The organism is Streptomyces sp. NPDC048637 (genome assembly GCF_040650675.1).
Lineage (GTDB): Bacteria > Actinomycetota > Actinomycetes > Streptomycetales > Streptomycetaceae > Streptomyces.
On the sequence record NZ_JBEZHQ010000058.1, the window covers coordinates 1 to 13,867 of the forward strand.

The 13,867-nt window shown below is 63.8% G+C and carries 12 protein-coding genes and 2 pseudogenes; 9 read left to right on the forward strand and 5 right to left on the reverse strand.

Annotated elements, in window-relative coordinates; all coding sequences use genetic code 11:
* Nucleotides 1-83: 83 nt before the first annotated feature.
* Nucleotides 84-656 carry an MFS transporter gene (locus AB0C46_RS38040; protein WP_362833689.1) on the reverse strand — a complete coding sequence of 191 codons (573 nt, stop codon included), beginning with the start codon at nucleotides 654-656 and terminating at the stop codon, nucleotides 84-86.
* Nucleotides 657-712: 56 nt separating this feature from the next.
* Between AB0C46_RS38040 and AB0C46_RS38045 the strand changes: the two genes are divergently transcribed.
* The gene (locus AB0C46_RS38045) at nucleotides 713-1,207 is read left to right on the forward strand and encodes a CGNR zinc finger domain-containing protein (RefSeq protein ID WP_362833690.1); all 495 of its coding nucleotides are present in this window, start codon (nucleotides 713-715) and stop codon (nucleotides 1,205-1,207) included.
* 137 nt (nucleotides 1,208-1,344) lie between these two features.
* Here AB0C46_RS38045 and AB0C46_RS38050 read toward each other — a convergent pair.
* The 4 genes and pseudogenes from AB0C46_RS38050 to trpS form a co-directional block, all read right to left on the reverse strand.
* Nucleotides 1,345-2,177, reverse strand: a pseudogene (locus AB0C46_RS38050) (IS5 family transposase).
* 39 nt (nucleotides 2,178-2,216) lie between these two features.
* Complete coding sequence (locus AB0C46_RS38055) at nucleotides 2,217-2,396, reverse strand: hypothetical protein (RefSeq protein WP_362826065.1); 180 nt, start codon at nucleotides 2,394-2,396, stop codon at nucleotides 2,217-2,219.
* A gap of 288 nt (nucleotides 2,397-2,684) precedes the next feature.
* Nucleotides 2,685-2,894 (reverse strand): annotated as a pseudogene (locus AB0C46_RS38060) (IS5/IS1182 family transposase); the annotation flags it as partial.
* Nucleotides 2,895-3,391: 497 nt separating this feature from the next.
* Nucleotides 3,392-4,357, reverse strand: a complete 966-nt coding sequence (trpS, locus tag AB0C46_RS38065) for a tryptophan--tRNA ligase (RefSeq protein ID WP_362833691.1) — start codon at nucleotides 4,355-4,357, stop codon at nucleotides 3,392-3,394.
* 396 nt (nucleotides 4,358-4,753) lie between these two features.
* Between trpS and AB0C46_RS38070 the strand changes: the two genes are divergently transcribed.
* The 8 genes from AB0C46_RS38070 to AB0C46_RS38105 are packed head-to-tail and all read left to right on the forward strand — an operon-like array spanning nucleotide 4,754 to nucleotide 13,342.
* Nucleotides 4,754-5,737: a methyltransferase domain-containing protein gene (locus AB0C46_RS38070; protein ID WP_362833692.1), complete on the forward strand. Its 984-nt coding sequence runs from the start codon at nucleotides 4,754-4,756 to the stop codon at nucleotides 5,735-5,737.
* A complete protein-coding gene (locus AB0C46_RS38075; RefSeq protein ID WP_362833693.1) occupies nucleotides 5,734-7,401 on the forward strand; it encodes a hypothetical protein in 1,668 nt (555 codons plus the stop codon). The genes AB0C46_RS38070 and AB0C46_RS38075 overlap by 4 nt, the downstream gene beginning before the upstream one ends.
* 13 nt (nucleotides 7,402-7,414) lie before the next feature.
* Entirely contained in the window at nucleotides 7,415-8,746 is a 1,332-nt protein-coding gene (locus tag AB0C46_RS38080) for a hypothetical protein (protein ID WP_362833694.1), read from the forward strand.
* Nucleotides 8,747-8,779: 33 nt separating this feature from the next.
* Nucleotides 8,780-9,928 carry an aminotransferase class I/II-fold pyridoxal phosphate-dependent enzyme gene (locus AB0C46_RS38085; RefSeq protein ID WP_362833695.1) on the forward strand — a complete coding sequence of 383 codons (1,149 nt, stop codon included), beginning with the start codon at nucleotides 8,780-8,782 and terminating at the stop codon, nucleotides 9,926-9,928.
* The gene (locus AB0C46_RS38090) at nucleotides 9,925-10,875 is read left to right on the forward strand and encodes an NAD(P)-dependent oxidoreductase (RefSeq protein ID WP_362833696.1); all 951 of its coding nucleotides are present in this window, start codon (nucleotides 9,925-9,927) and stop codon (nucleotides 10,873-10,875) included. Before AB0C46_RS38085 ends, AB0C46_RS38090 begins: the two co-directional genes overlap by 4 nt.
* Nucleotides 10,862-11,491, forward strand: coding sequence for a hypothetical protein (locus tag AB0C46_RS38095; protein WP_362833697.1), 630 nt, complete (start codon nucleotides 10,862-10,864; stop codon nucleotides 11,489-11,491). Before AB0C46_RS38090 ends, AB0C46_RS38095 begins: the two co-directional genes overlap by 14 nt.
* Before the next feature lie 22 nt (nucleotides 11,492-11,513).
* Nucleotides 11,514-12,218 carry a class I SAM-dependent methyltransferase gene (locus AB0C46_RS38100; RefSeq protein ID WP_362833698.1) on the forward strand — a complete coding sequence of 235 codons (705 nt, stop codon included), beginning with the start codon at nucleotides 11,514-11,516 and terminating at the stop codon, nucleotides 12,216-12,218.
* A 29-nt stretch (nucleotides 12,219-12,247) separates the two neighbouring features.
* Nucleotides 12,248-13,342, forward strand: a complete 1,095-nt coding sequence (locus AB0C46_RS38105) for an aminotransferase class I/II-fold pyridoxal phosphate-dependent enzyme (protein ID WP_362833699.1) — start codon at nucleotides 12,248-12,250, stop codon at nucleotides 13,340-13,342.
* Nucleotides 13,343-13,867 lie beyond the last annotated feature (525 nt).

Here is a 13,867-nt window from a genome sequence, read left to right on the forward strand (position 1 = left end):
GCCAGAAGGGCGTCCAGGCTGGTAGTCACACACGAGTCAACGGGCGCCCTTCGCCATGGTCGCGGCCAGCACAAACATCGGACTCATTCATCTAGCAGTGCGACGATGCCGCCGGTCAGCAGTGTCGCCCGCCAACCGAACTCCTCAGCAACGAGCGGGAGTAGGGCCGAGGCCAGCGCCGCCCCCAGCGGCAGCCCGGCCTGCCGGACACCCATCGCGAAGCCGCGCTGTGACGCGTCGAACCAGGAAGCCACCGACTTGCTCCCACCCGGCTGGACGGTGCTATATCCCGCGCCGACCACCAACAGCGTGATCAACAGAGCGGTGTATCCCGGCGCCACGCTCCCCACGCCCAGAGCCAGCGCGACCACCACTGCCCCGACCCCGACCACCCAGCGCTCGCTGTAGCGGTCCAGCAGCTCACCGGCCACCAGCAACCCGGCCAGCGGCACGAGTTGGGCCGCAGAGACCAGCAGACCCAGCTGCGCCGTGCTCAGCTCCAGGGCGCTTTGAAGGTGGACACCCAGCGCTCCGATCCCGCCCACGAAGAACCCGGACGCAGCCTGGGTGAAGGTGGCAATGCCCAGCACGATCCAGCGATAGCGCCACGGGTCGCGGGCCTGGGATCCAGCGCGCCCGGCGGTCTGTTGTGTCATGTCGCCCACCCTGCTGTAATCCCTTTATGTAGCTCAACCCTTACGGTGAAGATGCGGTGAACCTGGCCGCGGACCTGGCCAACCGCCGGCCCGAGAGCGTGGACGAGCTAACAGACCGCTGCCGCGCCGCCGGGCTCATGCTGGAGTGCCCGGTGACAGCGGACGATCTCGGCCGCACCCAGGCCGCACTGGACGCCTGGGAGAGGATCGTCGACGCCGCCGAGGAGCAGGAGCGCGCAGAACTGCTCAACCAGATGCTGGCCGAGGCCGCCGCCTACCCGAGGCTGACCTCCCACTCCGGTACCGGCTGGCATCTGCACTACCGAGACGCGGAACAGCCGGTCGGCTCCGTACTGTTCACGCTGTTCGCTGTCGGTACCGCACTGCATCTGGCGGGCCGAGGCATGCACCGGCTGCGGCGCTGCGAGGTGACCGAGTGCGACACAGCCTTCGCCGACACCTCGCCCACCGGACGACAGCGCTACTGCTCACAGCGCTGCGCCAACCGCGACGCCGTCCGCAGGCACCGGGCGCGAGCCGCGATCACCTGACCAGCTGTGGACGACACCGGAATCCCCGGGCGCCTCGCTGATCTTCTTGCCATAAGCGCGGCGGGCGTGAGGGCTCGCTGAGCCCCTTCTGTGGGCGATGGCCAGCACGGTTGCCGCTCCCTGTCGCGCCTTCCAGCTCATCCGTCGTCCACTGCGGCCGGGGAGCGCCGGGTGCGACAAGCGAGTCGCCGGTAGCAGATAAGCGTGGCGGCGATGCCGGCGAAGGCGAGGAAGTGTTCTGCCTTGCGTTCGTAGCGTCGATGGAGGCGGCGGCAGCCCGCGAGCCAGGACATCGACCGTTCCACCACCCAGCGATGACGGCCCAATCGCTCGGATGATTCGATGCCTTTGCGGGCGATGCGAGGGGTGATGCCTCGACTGCGGAGCCATTGCCGCAGGTGGCGGTAGTCATACCCCTTGTCGCCATGGAGCTTGTCGGGCTTTCGCTGTCACGGTCCACGCCGGGAGCGGATCAGCGGGATCCCTCGCACGAGTGGCTCCAGTCCCTGACTGTCGTGCATGTTCGCTCCGGAGATGCCGACCGAGAGCGGCAGACTGGTGCGCTCGGTAATCAAATGGATCTTCGAACCGTACTTGCCCCGATCCACAGGATTCGGACCCGTCAGGTCCCCCTTCTCATTGACCTCATGTTCACTGAGTCGATCGCGCACCGCGACCAGTCAAGTTCTCCACGCGCCCCCAGTTCATCCAGGACCAGGCGGTGCAGCTTGGCCCATACCCGGGCTTCGGACCACTCGCTGAAGCGTCGATGCGCCGTGGGTCCTGACGGTCCGAACGACGGCGGCAACTGGGCCCACGTACAACCCGACGTGGCAACGAAGACGATTGCCGTCAGAACCTCACGGTCTCCATGGCGCCGACGACCACCACCCTGCGGCCGAAGCGGAGCCGGCGGCGCCACCCGCTCGAACAGCTCCCACAACTCATCAGGCACGAGACGCTCCACAATCCCCACGGGCCCAGGCTAACCAACCAAATGAGATGACCTCTAAGGCCGAGTAGCTGCAGCAGCGATGCCGGACTTCCGAAGCGTGCGGGCCAGGTGTTCCATCTCGGGAAGCGTTCCTGAGTAGTCACCGTCCAACACACGGCGCAGCACAGCCTTGGCGTTTATCAGGTCAATGCCGAGCTCAGCCCGCAGCACGCGCATGATGGCGACGCTGTTCACCGGCGGACTGCTCACCTGCAGCCTCGCGGGTCCATGCTTGGAGAGCATCTGATCCCGCCGTTCGGCCGGCACGTCGCCACCGCACGCGGCTACCGCAAATCCACAGGCGGAACAGGTTGACTCAACGTCCCATCGCAACCGGCCGTCCACCAGGGCCTGAACTCCCCAGCACTCCAGCTCCGCACCGCAGTCCTGGCACACAGCGGAGTACCTGACGGATTCGAAAACCGCCTGCTCCATCCCCACCCCCAACGGAGACGAGGTTAAACGACAAGCTAAAAGGTTGTTTCACTTGGTGAGTCGGTGGTGGTCGATGAGGGTTGCGGCTATGCCCACGAAGGTGAGGAAGTGCTCGGGCTTGCGTTCGTAGCGCCGGTGGAGGCGTCGGCAGCCGGCCAGCCAGGACACCGTTCTCTCGACCACTCAGCGGTGGCGACCGAGCCGCTGCGATGGCTCGACACCTTTGCGGGCGATGCGATGAGTGATGCCGCGCTGGCGGAGCCATCGCCCGTCTCCGCTTTCGCCAACCCGGGACGCCAGACGAGTTCCGCAGGCGCGTCGCGCTCCGGGGACGACGTGGCCAGCTTCATACGGGACAGCCGCCGCACGCCCAGCAGGCACTTTCCGCATCCGTCATAGGGTCGTTCGACCATGTTCAGGTCCGTACCGCGCAAGGTCTCTCCGTTTCGGGCACGCAGGGTACGGAGAATTCACGGCCACCCCGAGGACGATCTTGGTCAGCCCAGGAAGCTCAGCCGCACCTGACGGTTGACATTGTCGATATTGGTATCCGGCAAACTCCGTTAAGGCGACTCGTCGTGGTGGTCGAGTACAACCGCCGTCGAGGATACGGCGTTGGTGTCGAACTCATGGTGCAGCTCATCCGCTGCCCCCACCGACCGGGCGCGCCCGACCACCGGACGCGCCCGCTGGTGCCTCTGCCTCGCGGCACGTACTGTGCCGCCTAAACCGAGGCCTGTGGCCTACTTCCTCCGCTAGACCAGGCCGGCCAGGAAGATCGCCTGATTCAAGCGCTCCTCGGACCTCTTTCGCGCATGGTCGGCCCCCTCCTGGCGGATCTGCGCGAGCTCAACCTTGTCCTCAAGGAGTTCGAGCGCGCGTTCACGCACCGGGGAGAGTGTGGTCACGACCGCTTCGGCAGCCGCCTCCTTGAGGTCGCGGTAGCTCCCGATCCCTTGGATGACGTGCTCAGGAGTTGAGTCCTGGCAGGCGGCGAGGATGTCCAGCAGGTTCGCAACCCCTGGCTGCTCGTCGGGTGCGTACCGCACCTCGTTGCGGCTATCGGTCATCGCCCGCCGGAACTTGCGGCGGATCACGTCGGGCTCGTCAAGGACGTACACCGTCCCGCCGTCATCTGAAATGGACTTGGACATCTTCCGGGACGGGTCGCTGAGCGAGCGCACGCGTGCACCGGCCTCAGGAAGTACGGCCTCGGGCACCACAAAGACCTCTCCATAGTCAGTGTTGAAGCGCCGGGCGAGAGTCCGGGCCAACTCGACGTGCTGGTTCTGGTCTTCCCCCACCGGCACCCGCGCTGTGCCGTGCAGAAGGATGTCCGCGGCCATGAGCACCGGATATGTCAGCAGCCCGAGCCGGACGGATGCACTGCCCTGGGACTTCTCCTTGAACTGGATCATGCGCCTCGCCTCTCCGAATGTGCAGGTGCACTCCAGAATCCAGGCCAGTGCCATGTGTTCGCGCATGAGGTCGGACTGCACGAAGAGTTGTTCCTTCGGGACTCCCGCAGCCACGAGGACCGCCAGCTGATGAGAAGTCAGTAACCGCAACTCTTCAGCGCTGTGCTTGGTCGTCATGGCATGCATGTTGCTCACGAAGTACAGGTCTTCGGGCTCTGAGCGAGTGGCCCAACGCCGGATCGCTCCGAGGTAGTTGCCCAGGTGAGCCGTGCCTGAAGGCGTGATGCCGGAGAGTTTGATCACTGACCCGTTTCCTCTGCTGGTGGGGGACCCGCTCGGGTGGGCCATGCTCTCAGTCACCCACCGGCGGAGCGGCTGACTGGCTTCTCGAAGCGCAGGATCAGGCCACGTTAGGTGGCCCGCCACTTCCCGTTGATGCGCTTCATGACTGTGACGCTATCACCAGCAACTAGCCATTCTGATCCACATGCTCTCCACAGAGGCCCCAGGTGTCGGGGGACCTTCATCGAGAAGGGCTCGATCTTGAGCCAAGCGGGTTATTGCGAACATGTGTCTTGATCATCTCCACGCCAGTTACGCAGGTGTTGTTCGTAGATCACACAGCATCTAGCGTCACGGCCATTGCCTCTGGCCCCCCATACATCGATCCGGACAACGGCTCGAGAACCGGAGACCCTTATGGCTGGCAACGAGTTTGCCCATTCACAGATGGCACAGATGTTCACCGGCGCGGTCGCGGCGCACGCGGTCGTTGTAGCCGACGATATCGGGCTGTTTGACGCCCTGATCAAGGACCCCGTCAGGGAGTCAGATCTCAACAAGCCCCCGTGGCTGCACGACCGAGTTCGCGCAAGGGGCGTGCTGCAAGCGCTGCTTCGGGCCGGCATCGTCCGGCGCAGCGACAGGGCATTCGAACTGACCGAGCTTGGCACTGACCTGCAGCGTCACGTCGCCGTGTTCAAGCTCTGGTTCGGCGGGTACGCCTCGGTCCTCGCCCGCAACGTGGCAGGAACCCCGGATCCAACCACCCACGCGCGCGGGAGCGTCGTCGCCGAGTCATCCGGGCGCATTGGGGCCCAGCACCTTGACGAAACGATTCTTCAACTCCTGGAGTCGCTACAGCCCCGCGGTGCGATCTGCGACCTGGGATGTGGCGCAGCCACCCGGCTGCTGGCGGTTTGCGAGCGGACGGGACAGCCAGGCCTGGGGTTTGATATCTCTGCTTCGGCCGTGCAGTCCGCGCAGGCTGCCGTCCGAGATGCCCGTGCACTCGGCATCCAACTGGATGTGCAGCGGGGCGACGCGACGGCGCCGGGTCGGCAGCGCCCAGACGTAGACATCGTCATGCAGGCGTTCATGACCCACCATATTGCGCCCGACGACTACTGCGCCGCAGTACTTCGGTCCTACAAGCAAACCTTCCCCAACGCGCGCTATTTGGTTGTCTTCGACACGGTGACGCCGCCGGCCTCGGTGGAGGGTGCCGAACTGTTCGGGCCGGGCTTCGACTACCTGCATGCCCTGCAAGGCATGGAGCCTCGCAGTAGCGAGGCCATGCGCAGGCTGATCCGCGAGGCTGGATATCGCTGCATGCAGGAGACTGCTCTGTCCGTGCCCCACAGCTATGCCTGGATCTTACAACCCCTGAGGGAGCACGGGTGAGCGAGGCAAGCACCGGCCGGAGGATCCTGGTGCTCGGGGCAGGCGAGGTCGGGGCCGCTGTCAGTGAAGCACTCCTCCGCCAGCTAGCACCCTCCTACCTGGCCATACACACCTCCCGGCAGCAGACCTTGCACACCCGGACCCGTCGCCTGCAATCGTTGGCAGGGGCCTCCACCCACATCGGCGGGAGTTGGGGTGACATCTTCAGCCCATGCACCCTGGCCCAGGTACCGGCCGACGTCATGACGGACCGGGACCGCTGGCAACTCGCAGCCTTCTACCACCAGCCATCCAAACCGGTGGCGCAGCCGGACGCTTCGATGATCTACGAGGTCGTCCGAGAACATCGTCCGGACCTGATCGTCGATGCGGTGACCTCCGCTACGAGTGGCCCCCGTACCGTCCTGCCCACCGAGTCGCTCGAGGAACTGCTCCGGGCAGCCGCTCCCCATGCCACTGACAACGCGCACATCGCGGAGAGCGTCGGCAAACGAGCCCTGCTCGACGCGCTGCTGGGCAACCCGACGGCGCCGCTCTCTCGGTACGTGGCCAACCTGGATGCCGCACTGGAAGCGTTTGATGTGCAGCGCTACATCAAGGTGTCCACAAGTGGCCTGGGCGGTATGGGGTTCGCATGCCCCTACACCCACGGCACCGCCGCGGATGGTTTCGCCTCCGACGCGCTGCTGGGAAAGATCGGTGCAGCCGGCGTCTTGCACCAGCTCCTGTGGAATCTCCACCACACCCGCGGACGGGATGTCCGCCTCATCGTCCCGCTCGCGTTGGTGGGTTGGGAAGAAGTGAGGTACGGGCCGTACACCCACCGGGGAGTCGGCGTGTCGACGCGGGATGATCTCCGCTCCGGCGTGCAGTCCCTCCCGCCGTCGCCGGACGCCGGTGTGTCTCCTGCCGCGGCTCAGATGGTCGTCGTTCCGGCTGGAGACAACTCCACCTACAGCCGCGCCGAGATGGCCCTCAGCACCGCCCTAGGACAGTTCGAGAGCGTCACTCGCGAGGAAGTTGCACTCGCCGTGGCAGAAACGGCCCTAGGTTCCACGAAGTACGACCTCCTGTCGGCGATGGACGGGGCCGCTCTCCACTCCTCGTATCGCAGCGCTCACATGAGGGATTCGCTGCTACGGCAAATGCGAGACCTGGAGCAAGAAGTCGGGCGGCCCAGCGTAGTCAGCGGAAACCTCGGACCAGGTATCGCCAAGGATCTCTTCGAACTCCATGTGCTCCTGGAGGCAGCCGGGTCCCTCCACTGCGCACGAGATGGCCAAAGCGATACTTTGGCCAAGCAGTGCGCGGATCTGATGGCCACGGACTGGTACCTGCGCCAGCAGGCCCTGTCCATCGGGCTAGGAATCCTGACGCTCGATGACCAGTACCTCACATCGCTTCCCACCGACCCCACCGACAAGGAATCGTCGCCTTCAGCTGGGCCGTCGAAAGCGCCTCAAATCCCGGGCAGCCCTACAGCCTGGGTCGACTTCCGATCAGACAATGTCGTGCGCTGGCAGCAAGCCCTCTGCGGCCTCACGCAGAGTTCACACCCTATGCGGCATGCCTTCCACATAGGTGATCACGACTTCGAAATCGGCGAAGTTCTCGCATTTCACTACTTCTTGACCGGGCGAGCCAGAGATCTCAACAGCGCTTGAACAGGAGACCGCAATGAAGGACTTCGATCAAGAACAGCTCAAGCTTCTGATGGAAGAGGCTCCAGAAATACGTCGAGAACTGCGCCGTAACCAATTCTTGGAGCGGCAGCAGCTACAGCGACTCCAGGACGCAGCATTCGTCAAAATGGTGCGCCATGCCTACAGCAACGTGCCGCTGTACCGCAAGAAGTACGACGCGGCCGGCGTAGACATCCACTCTATTCGTGCGGTACAGGACGCCCACCTCCTCCCGGTCCTGGAGAAGGAAGAACTGATCGAGGGCTTCCCTGAGGAGACCATCGCAGCGGGGTATGCCCTGGACGAGCTGACCACCGCAATCACAGGGGGGTCGAGCGGGAAGACCGTGCGCGTTGCCTATTCAGCTCAGACGATGCGCAAGCGCGTCATGACTGCCTACCGGATCTACGACATGATGATGGGAGGCTACAAGTCGCATCACGTACAGACTTACGTCTACACCGGAAAGTACCCGCTGGAGAGCCTCCCGGACGGGAGCTATCAGCTCAAGCATATCTGGACGCTGGATCCTCTGGACGAAGCCAGGGAAAAGCTGCTCCACAGCAAGCCCCACATGCTCACGCTGTATCCCTCCAGGCTGGAGGATATTCGCCGGACCTTGAGCCCTCAAGACGTCGAACTCCTGCGTACGAACTTGGTCGTTATCAACGTTAAGTCAGAAATGTCGACGCAGGCTCAACGCAACGAGTGGTCGGACTTCTTCGGAGTTCCGGTCCTGGACGAGTACGGGTCCGAAGAGATGGCCGGCACCGTCGCCGCTCAGTGCACACACAAGGGCTACCACGTCTGGGAGGACATTGCGGTCGTGGAGGTGGTGGACGACTCAGGCAACCCCATGCCGGACGGGGACACCGGCGACCTGGTGGCGACCTGCCTCTACAACTGGGCCATGCCCATGATCCGGTATCGACAGGGCGATATCGCGGCGCTTCACCCGGTCGACAAACTCTGCTCCTGCGGCCGCTCCATGCGAATGCTCAAATCTTTCGAGGGGCGGCGGAACTCTTCGTTCGTCCTGCCCAGCGGCAGGTTCCTGTCCTCTGGTTACCTGCTGGATGTCGGATATACGCGCCTGATGGAGTACGGGGAGGCCCTGAATTCCTGGAGCCTCGTCCAGAAGGACAAGAACACGGTCGCCTTCGAGTGCATTCCGGGCCCGGGCATGACGGACGACATTCGCGAACGAATTCGGAACGAGGTCACCCAGTTCCTGTTCAACGAAGTGACCGTCGAGGTCGAGTTCGTCGATTTCCTTCGCGTGACCAACAGGGGAAAGCGCAACCAGATAATCAGCCTCATTTCCTGACGTTCAGTACACCATGATCCCCAGGAGAGACAGATGCCCGCAAGCGCTCGGTACACCAACCTCACCCGCTACGAGAACATCGGAATCAACAAGGAGTTCAACCTCGCCGACGGCCACGCCCATCAAGGGCAAAACTCCACTCAGCAATCCATCGTCGCCGAACTGCCCGATCTCTTCTATGCAGCAGAGAAGGCGCGGCAGGCCGATTCTGAAGACGAATTCCAGCAGGCGTTCTATTCTCTGGCCGGCCAGCACTCGGCCGTAACGCACCCGCGGACATTCCTGTGCTATTCCGCGTCGCTCGCGACGGACTTGGTCGCGACATACCTGTCATCCAAGCGCCTGACCGTGAGACTCCTACAGCCCTCCTTCGACAACCTCGCCACGATCCTCAAACGCCGGAATATCCCCCTCGTTCCGGTCGCCGAGAACGAATTCGCACCGGAACGGCTTGAGGCATTCCTGAATTCTCTGGGAGAGGACGCACTCTTCCTCACGCTTCCCAATAATCCCACGGGATTCAGCCTTGACCCCGCCGCGTTCGAGCGCGTGGTCGGCCACTGTCGTGTTCACGGTAAGATCCTCATCATCGACTGCACCTTCCGCTTCTTCGCCACTTCCCCATTCTGGGATCAGTACGAGGTATTGGAGAAGTCTGGGGTCAGTTACATCGTCGTCGAGGACACAGGCAAAACGTGGCCTACCCAGGACCTGAAGTGCAGCATCCTCGCAGTGAGTAAAGATCTTTACGACGACATGCTGGAACTGCACAACGATATCCTGCTCAACGTCAGCCCTTTCATTCTCCGACTCTTAACCTCCTATGTTCGCGACACGGAACGTAATGGTCTCGACGAGACCATATGGAGCGTTATCCGCTCGAACCGGCAGGCCTTGCGCGACGCCTTGCAGGGCAGCATCTTCGCGCCTGCGTTCCCGCAGAGCACCGTGAGCGTCGAGTGGACGCGCATCGACCACGCCACACTCCGCAGTGAGCACGTCGTTGAAGCGCTGGGCCAGGACCACTTGGGCATCCTCCCAGGGGACCACTTCTATTGGGCCGACCACGAAACCGGATCCCAGTACATCCGGTTCGCTCTCGCCCGTCCGTGCGACTGGTTCGTCGGCGCATGCCGGCACCTGCGGACGGTCATCGGAGCCAACGAAGACTTCCAGGCATGACCGAGACCAGCGACAGCGTCGAACCGCGCATCGTCTACCTCGACGAGCCCACGTACATCACCACCGGGTTCTTGCGTTCGCTCGCCGAACTCGGCCCGGTGAAGGTGTACTACGACCGGCCGAACCCGGCTGAAGCTGCACGACGCCTGGCCGACGCCGATATCGTCATCGTCGAGTGGACCCGCCTCACCCGAGAGCTCCTCTACAAGGCCAGGCACCTCAAGCACATCGCCACCGTGTTGTCCGCCACTGACCAGGTGGACCTGGCGGCAGCCCGTCAGCTGGGCATCAGTGTCTCGCACTGTCCGCAATACTCGGTGGCTTCCGTGGCTGACCACGCCCTGACGTGTGTGGCCGCGCTCCGCCGCAAGCTGCTACCAGCTCACGCCGCAGCATCTGCCGGTGTCCAGCATCGCTACGTTCCCTACCGCGGGCGAGAGTCCGGAGAGCTCGTGCTGGGGCTGCTTGGCGTCGGTCGCATCGGGCAAGCCGTCGCCAAGCAGGCCGCGCAACTGGGCATGCGCGTCCTCGGCACGAACAGCAGCGGCACACCGGTGCCGGGAATCGACATCGTGCCGCTGGACGAGCTTGTCCGCCGCAGCGACGTCATTTCCGTGCAGGTGCCGGCCAGGCCGGACACGGCCCATCTGCTGTCGGCCGACCTGATCTCCAACCTGCGTCCGGATGCCATCGTGATCAGCGTCTCGCGCCACTCCGTCATTGACGTGGAGGCGTTGGTGCAACGACACCGCGCCGGAAAGCTCGGTGGCGTCGCACTGGACGACACCCCTGATGATCTTGTCCCTGCGCTGACCGCGGTGCCGAACACTCTTCTGACACCGGGGGTCGCCTGGTACACCGAGCGCGCCCGTCAAGAAAATCTGCACGAGGTCCTCGACAACGTCAGAAGCTACCTCTCCGGAGAATGTCGCAATGCAGCTTTCTAGCCCCGACGCCACTGACCACGCACACGCATGGTTCGCGGACCAGCTTCGGTATCTGTCCTCCGGCGCCCGTGTCAGCGAGTCCGAAGGAACCTTCACGGCTCACCTCAATCCCGACCAGCGAGCCCGCGTCTGTCTGCTGTGCTGCTGGCACGAGCCCTGGGCCGAGCGCGTGCACGGTGTCCACAGCGCCGTCTCCCTCTCCGCGTTGTACGTCATGGAAGTCCTGAAAGCCGCAGCTCGGCATCATTCGCCGGAAGTCAGTGCTCTGTTCGTTGCTCAAGACACCCTGTCGTCTCGGGCCGAGGCATTCTCCGCCGGGCGGTGCATGCTGGACTCCGGCAGAGCGACCCGGCTCGTCGTAGTCGCAGCAGGCTGTGCCCCCGCCGGCGGCCTGGCGACCGCCGGCGGCACGTCCGTGCATGGCCTCCTGGACGCCGCGCAGCTTCCCCCACTGAGCAGATCAGGTCTTGACGACGACGTGGTGGATGAGCTGTCCGAATGCCACGCGCAAGGGATCGCCGCCTGCGTACTCGACCCTGTTCTTGCGCCAGGGCGGCTCCTCGAACCTCAGGACCTATGGTCTGCCCTCGAAAACTCTCTCCTCAGCTCTGAATAGAACTCACGAGAGGCGAACGCCGATGCATACCAATTGGGAGACCTCCTCGTCTGCGCAGGATTACTCGCACAGCGTCGAAGCGGCCGACTGGCAGACCATGGGATACCCAGCGGTCTTCGACGTCCTCGGACTGGGCAAGGTCGGCAAGGGCACCGTCATCGACTACGGTTGTGGCCCCGGCTTCGTGGCACAACACGTCGCCGCCGCGTTCGACCATCCGGTCCTCGCCGTGGACACCTCGAAGTCCATGGTGAACCTGGCCGCTCAGAAGCATCCTCACTCGCGAGTCAACCACCAGCACATCGCATCAGGACGGATGTCCTTCCTTCCCGACTCCAGCGCCGGTGCCTGCATGTCCTGCTTCGTGTTCATGCAGATCGCGGATCGGAGGGCCATGCTGGAGGCCTGCAAGGAGATACAGCGAGTACTGCGCCCCAACGCCGTCTTCGCCATGCTGAACACCGACCCGGACAGTGTCGGAATCCAGTTCAAAACGCTCCGCAACGGCGAACCTGACCGCACATACGCTTCGGGCGATCCCATGACGACCGTGCTCGCAACCGAGCACGGGGAACTGACCCTCCGTGATTACTACTGGAGCGTCGATGACTACGCCACCGTCGTCACCGATGCCGGCTTCCGGGACGTCGAGGTCATACACCTGCCACCACCTGCTGGTGACTCCACGCCGCACCCTCAGTTCTTGCTCGTTCACGGTACGGCGTAGGTGACTGCACCCAATACGAAGGACTTCAGGTGCACCATTCTCTCACCACGCGTGCAGCGCAGATCGACAAGGTGCCGCTTTACCGCCAAGAGGACCCCGAGCTGCACGAACAGGACGGCTTGACCTGGGATCTCTCAAACAATGAGGTGTTCTCCCCACCTGCTCCGAGAACCCTCACGGCACTGCAGTGCGGCATGACCCACGCAAACCGGTATCCCTCCCCCTACCCTGGCCAGCTCGCTGCCGCGCTCTCCGAGCACTACGCGGTCGGTCCGCGGCAAATCCTGGTCGGCGCCGGCAGCGCAGGAGTGCTGCAGCAACTGCTGCTGGCATTGTGTTCGCCGGGCGACGAAGTGCTGTACGCCACACCTGGCTTCGATGCCTATCCGATACTGATCGCTTCGACAGGAGCAGCGGCTGTCGCGGTACCTCTCACTCCCCGGGGGCATCACGATCTACCGGAGATGCTCAAACACGTAAGCCCCCGGACCAAGGTCGTCATCCTGTGCTCCCCGCACAATCCGACTGGCCTCCGGATTCCACGCGACGAGCTGCTGGACAGCCTCGAAAGGCTGCCGGCCGCCGTCACCGTGATTCTGGACGAGGCATACATCGAATTCGACGAGGAAGCGGATCCATATGACATGACCCTGTTACGTCTCGGGCGTCGGCTGGCCCTACTTCGTACCTTTTCCAAGGCCTACGGGCTCGCCGGCTTGCGCGTTGGGTACGCCCTCTCTTCCTCTCGGACCCTTTGCGAGCGGGCCCGCAAAGCCGCCATCCCGTTTTCCGTCACTCGTGCTGCGGAGCTGGCCGCCGTTGCCGCTCTTCGGGAACAGCCCGCCCTCCGGGAGCGCACTGCCGGGATCCAGGCGGAACGCACCAGGCTGGAAGAGGCACTGCGATCGGTGGGGGTCTGCTCGTGGCCGAGCAGGGGCAACTACGTGTGGCTCCCGCTCGGTCAGAAGGCACACGTGTTCCGTCGATGCGCCTTACTGGATGGGGTCATCGTCCGGGAATATCCCGGCGAAGGTGTTCGCATCACTGTTGGCCCTGAGCAGGCACATGCTGCAGTCCTGACGGCAGCACAGCGCTATGCGCAAGCCGTGCAGGTTTCGGGCTGACCTCGATTCCGGCAAGAGGGTCCGTCAGCTCGCTGGCGGACCCTCTTCGCTTTGTTCAAGGTCAAAGATTTGAGCAGATGGCCGTGAGGACGTCCTCCCGCTGACGCCGCATGCAGGGTACGGAGATTTCGCGGCATCTCATCTGGAATTCGCTCCTCGGCGATTGGCGCTTCGCTCGCCTGCTCCGGGTGGACGCCGACGAAGGCCGCACCCGGCACGAGATCACTCCAGGCTCTGGCGTCACCGTGACCGCTCACCTCGGGTGCAATAAATCACGCTATTGATCGGTAAACCGTACGCACAATTCCGCGTCTATTTCGTGGAGTTGGCCGTGCATAACAGTCCCGCCGTGGCGGCCCTGATCGGCCCGCGCACCTTGCGATTCCCACCGCACTCGACAGTCGTCGAGTGCACCTCCGGGGACGCGGGGCCCATGGGCACCGTCGACAAGTTCCGCTCCCTTGCCTCGAACGGGGGCGGACGCGTGCGGCCGGCCAGTCTATTTACTGATGGGTAACTTAATCG

Excerpts from the sequence above, each read along its gene's own strand:
- AB0C46_RS38085 (WP_362833695.1), top strand. The coding sequence starts at position 8,780 with ATGCCCGCAAGCGCTCGGTACACCAACCTCACCCGCTACGAGAACATC.
- AB0C46_RS38095 (WP_362833697.1), top strand. The coding sequence starts at position 10,862 with ATGCAGCTTTCTAGCCCCGACGCCACTGACCACGCACACGCATGGTTC.
- AB0C46_RS38040 (WP_362833689.1), bottom strand. The coding sequence starts at position 656 with ATGACACAACAGACCGCCGGGCGCGCTGGATCCCAGGCCCGCGACCCG.
- AB0C46_RS38100 (WP_362833698.1), top strand. The coding sequence starts at position 11,514 with ATGCATACCAATTGGGAGACCTCCTCGTCTGCGCAGGATTACTCGCAC.
- AB0C46_RS38080 (WP_362833694.1), top strand. The coding sequence starts at position 7,415 with ATGAAGGACTTCGATCAAGAACAGCTCAAGCTTCTGATGGAAGAGGCT.
- AB0C46_RS38090 (WP_362833696.1), top strand. The coding sequence starts at position 9,925 with ATGACCGAGACCAGCGACAGCGTCGAACCGCGCATCGTCTACCTCGAC.
- AB0C46_RS38070 (WP_362833692.1), top strand. The coding sequence starts at position 4,754 with ATGGCTGGCAACGAGTTTGCCCATTCACAGATGGCACAGATGTTCACC.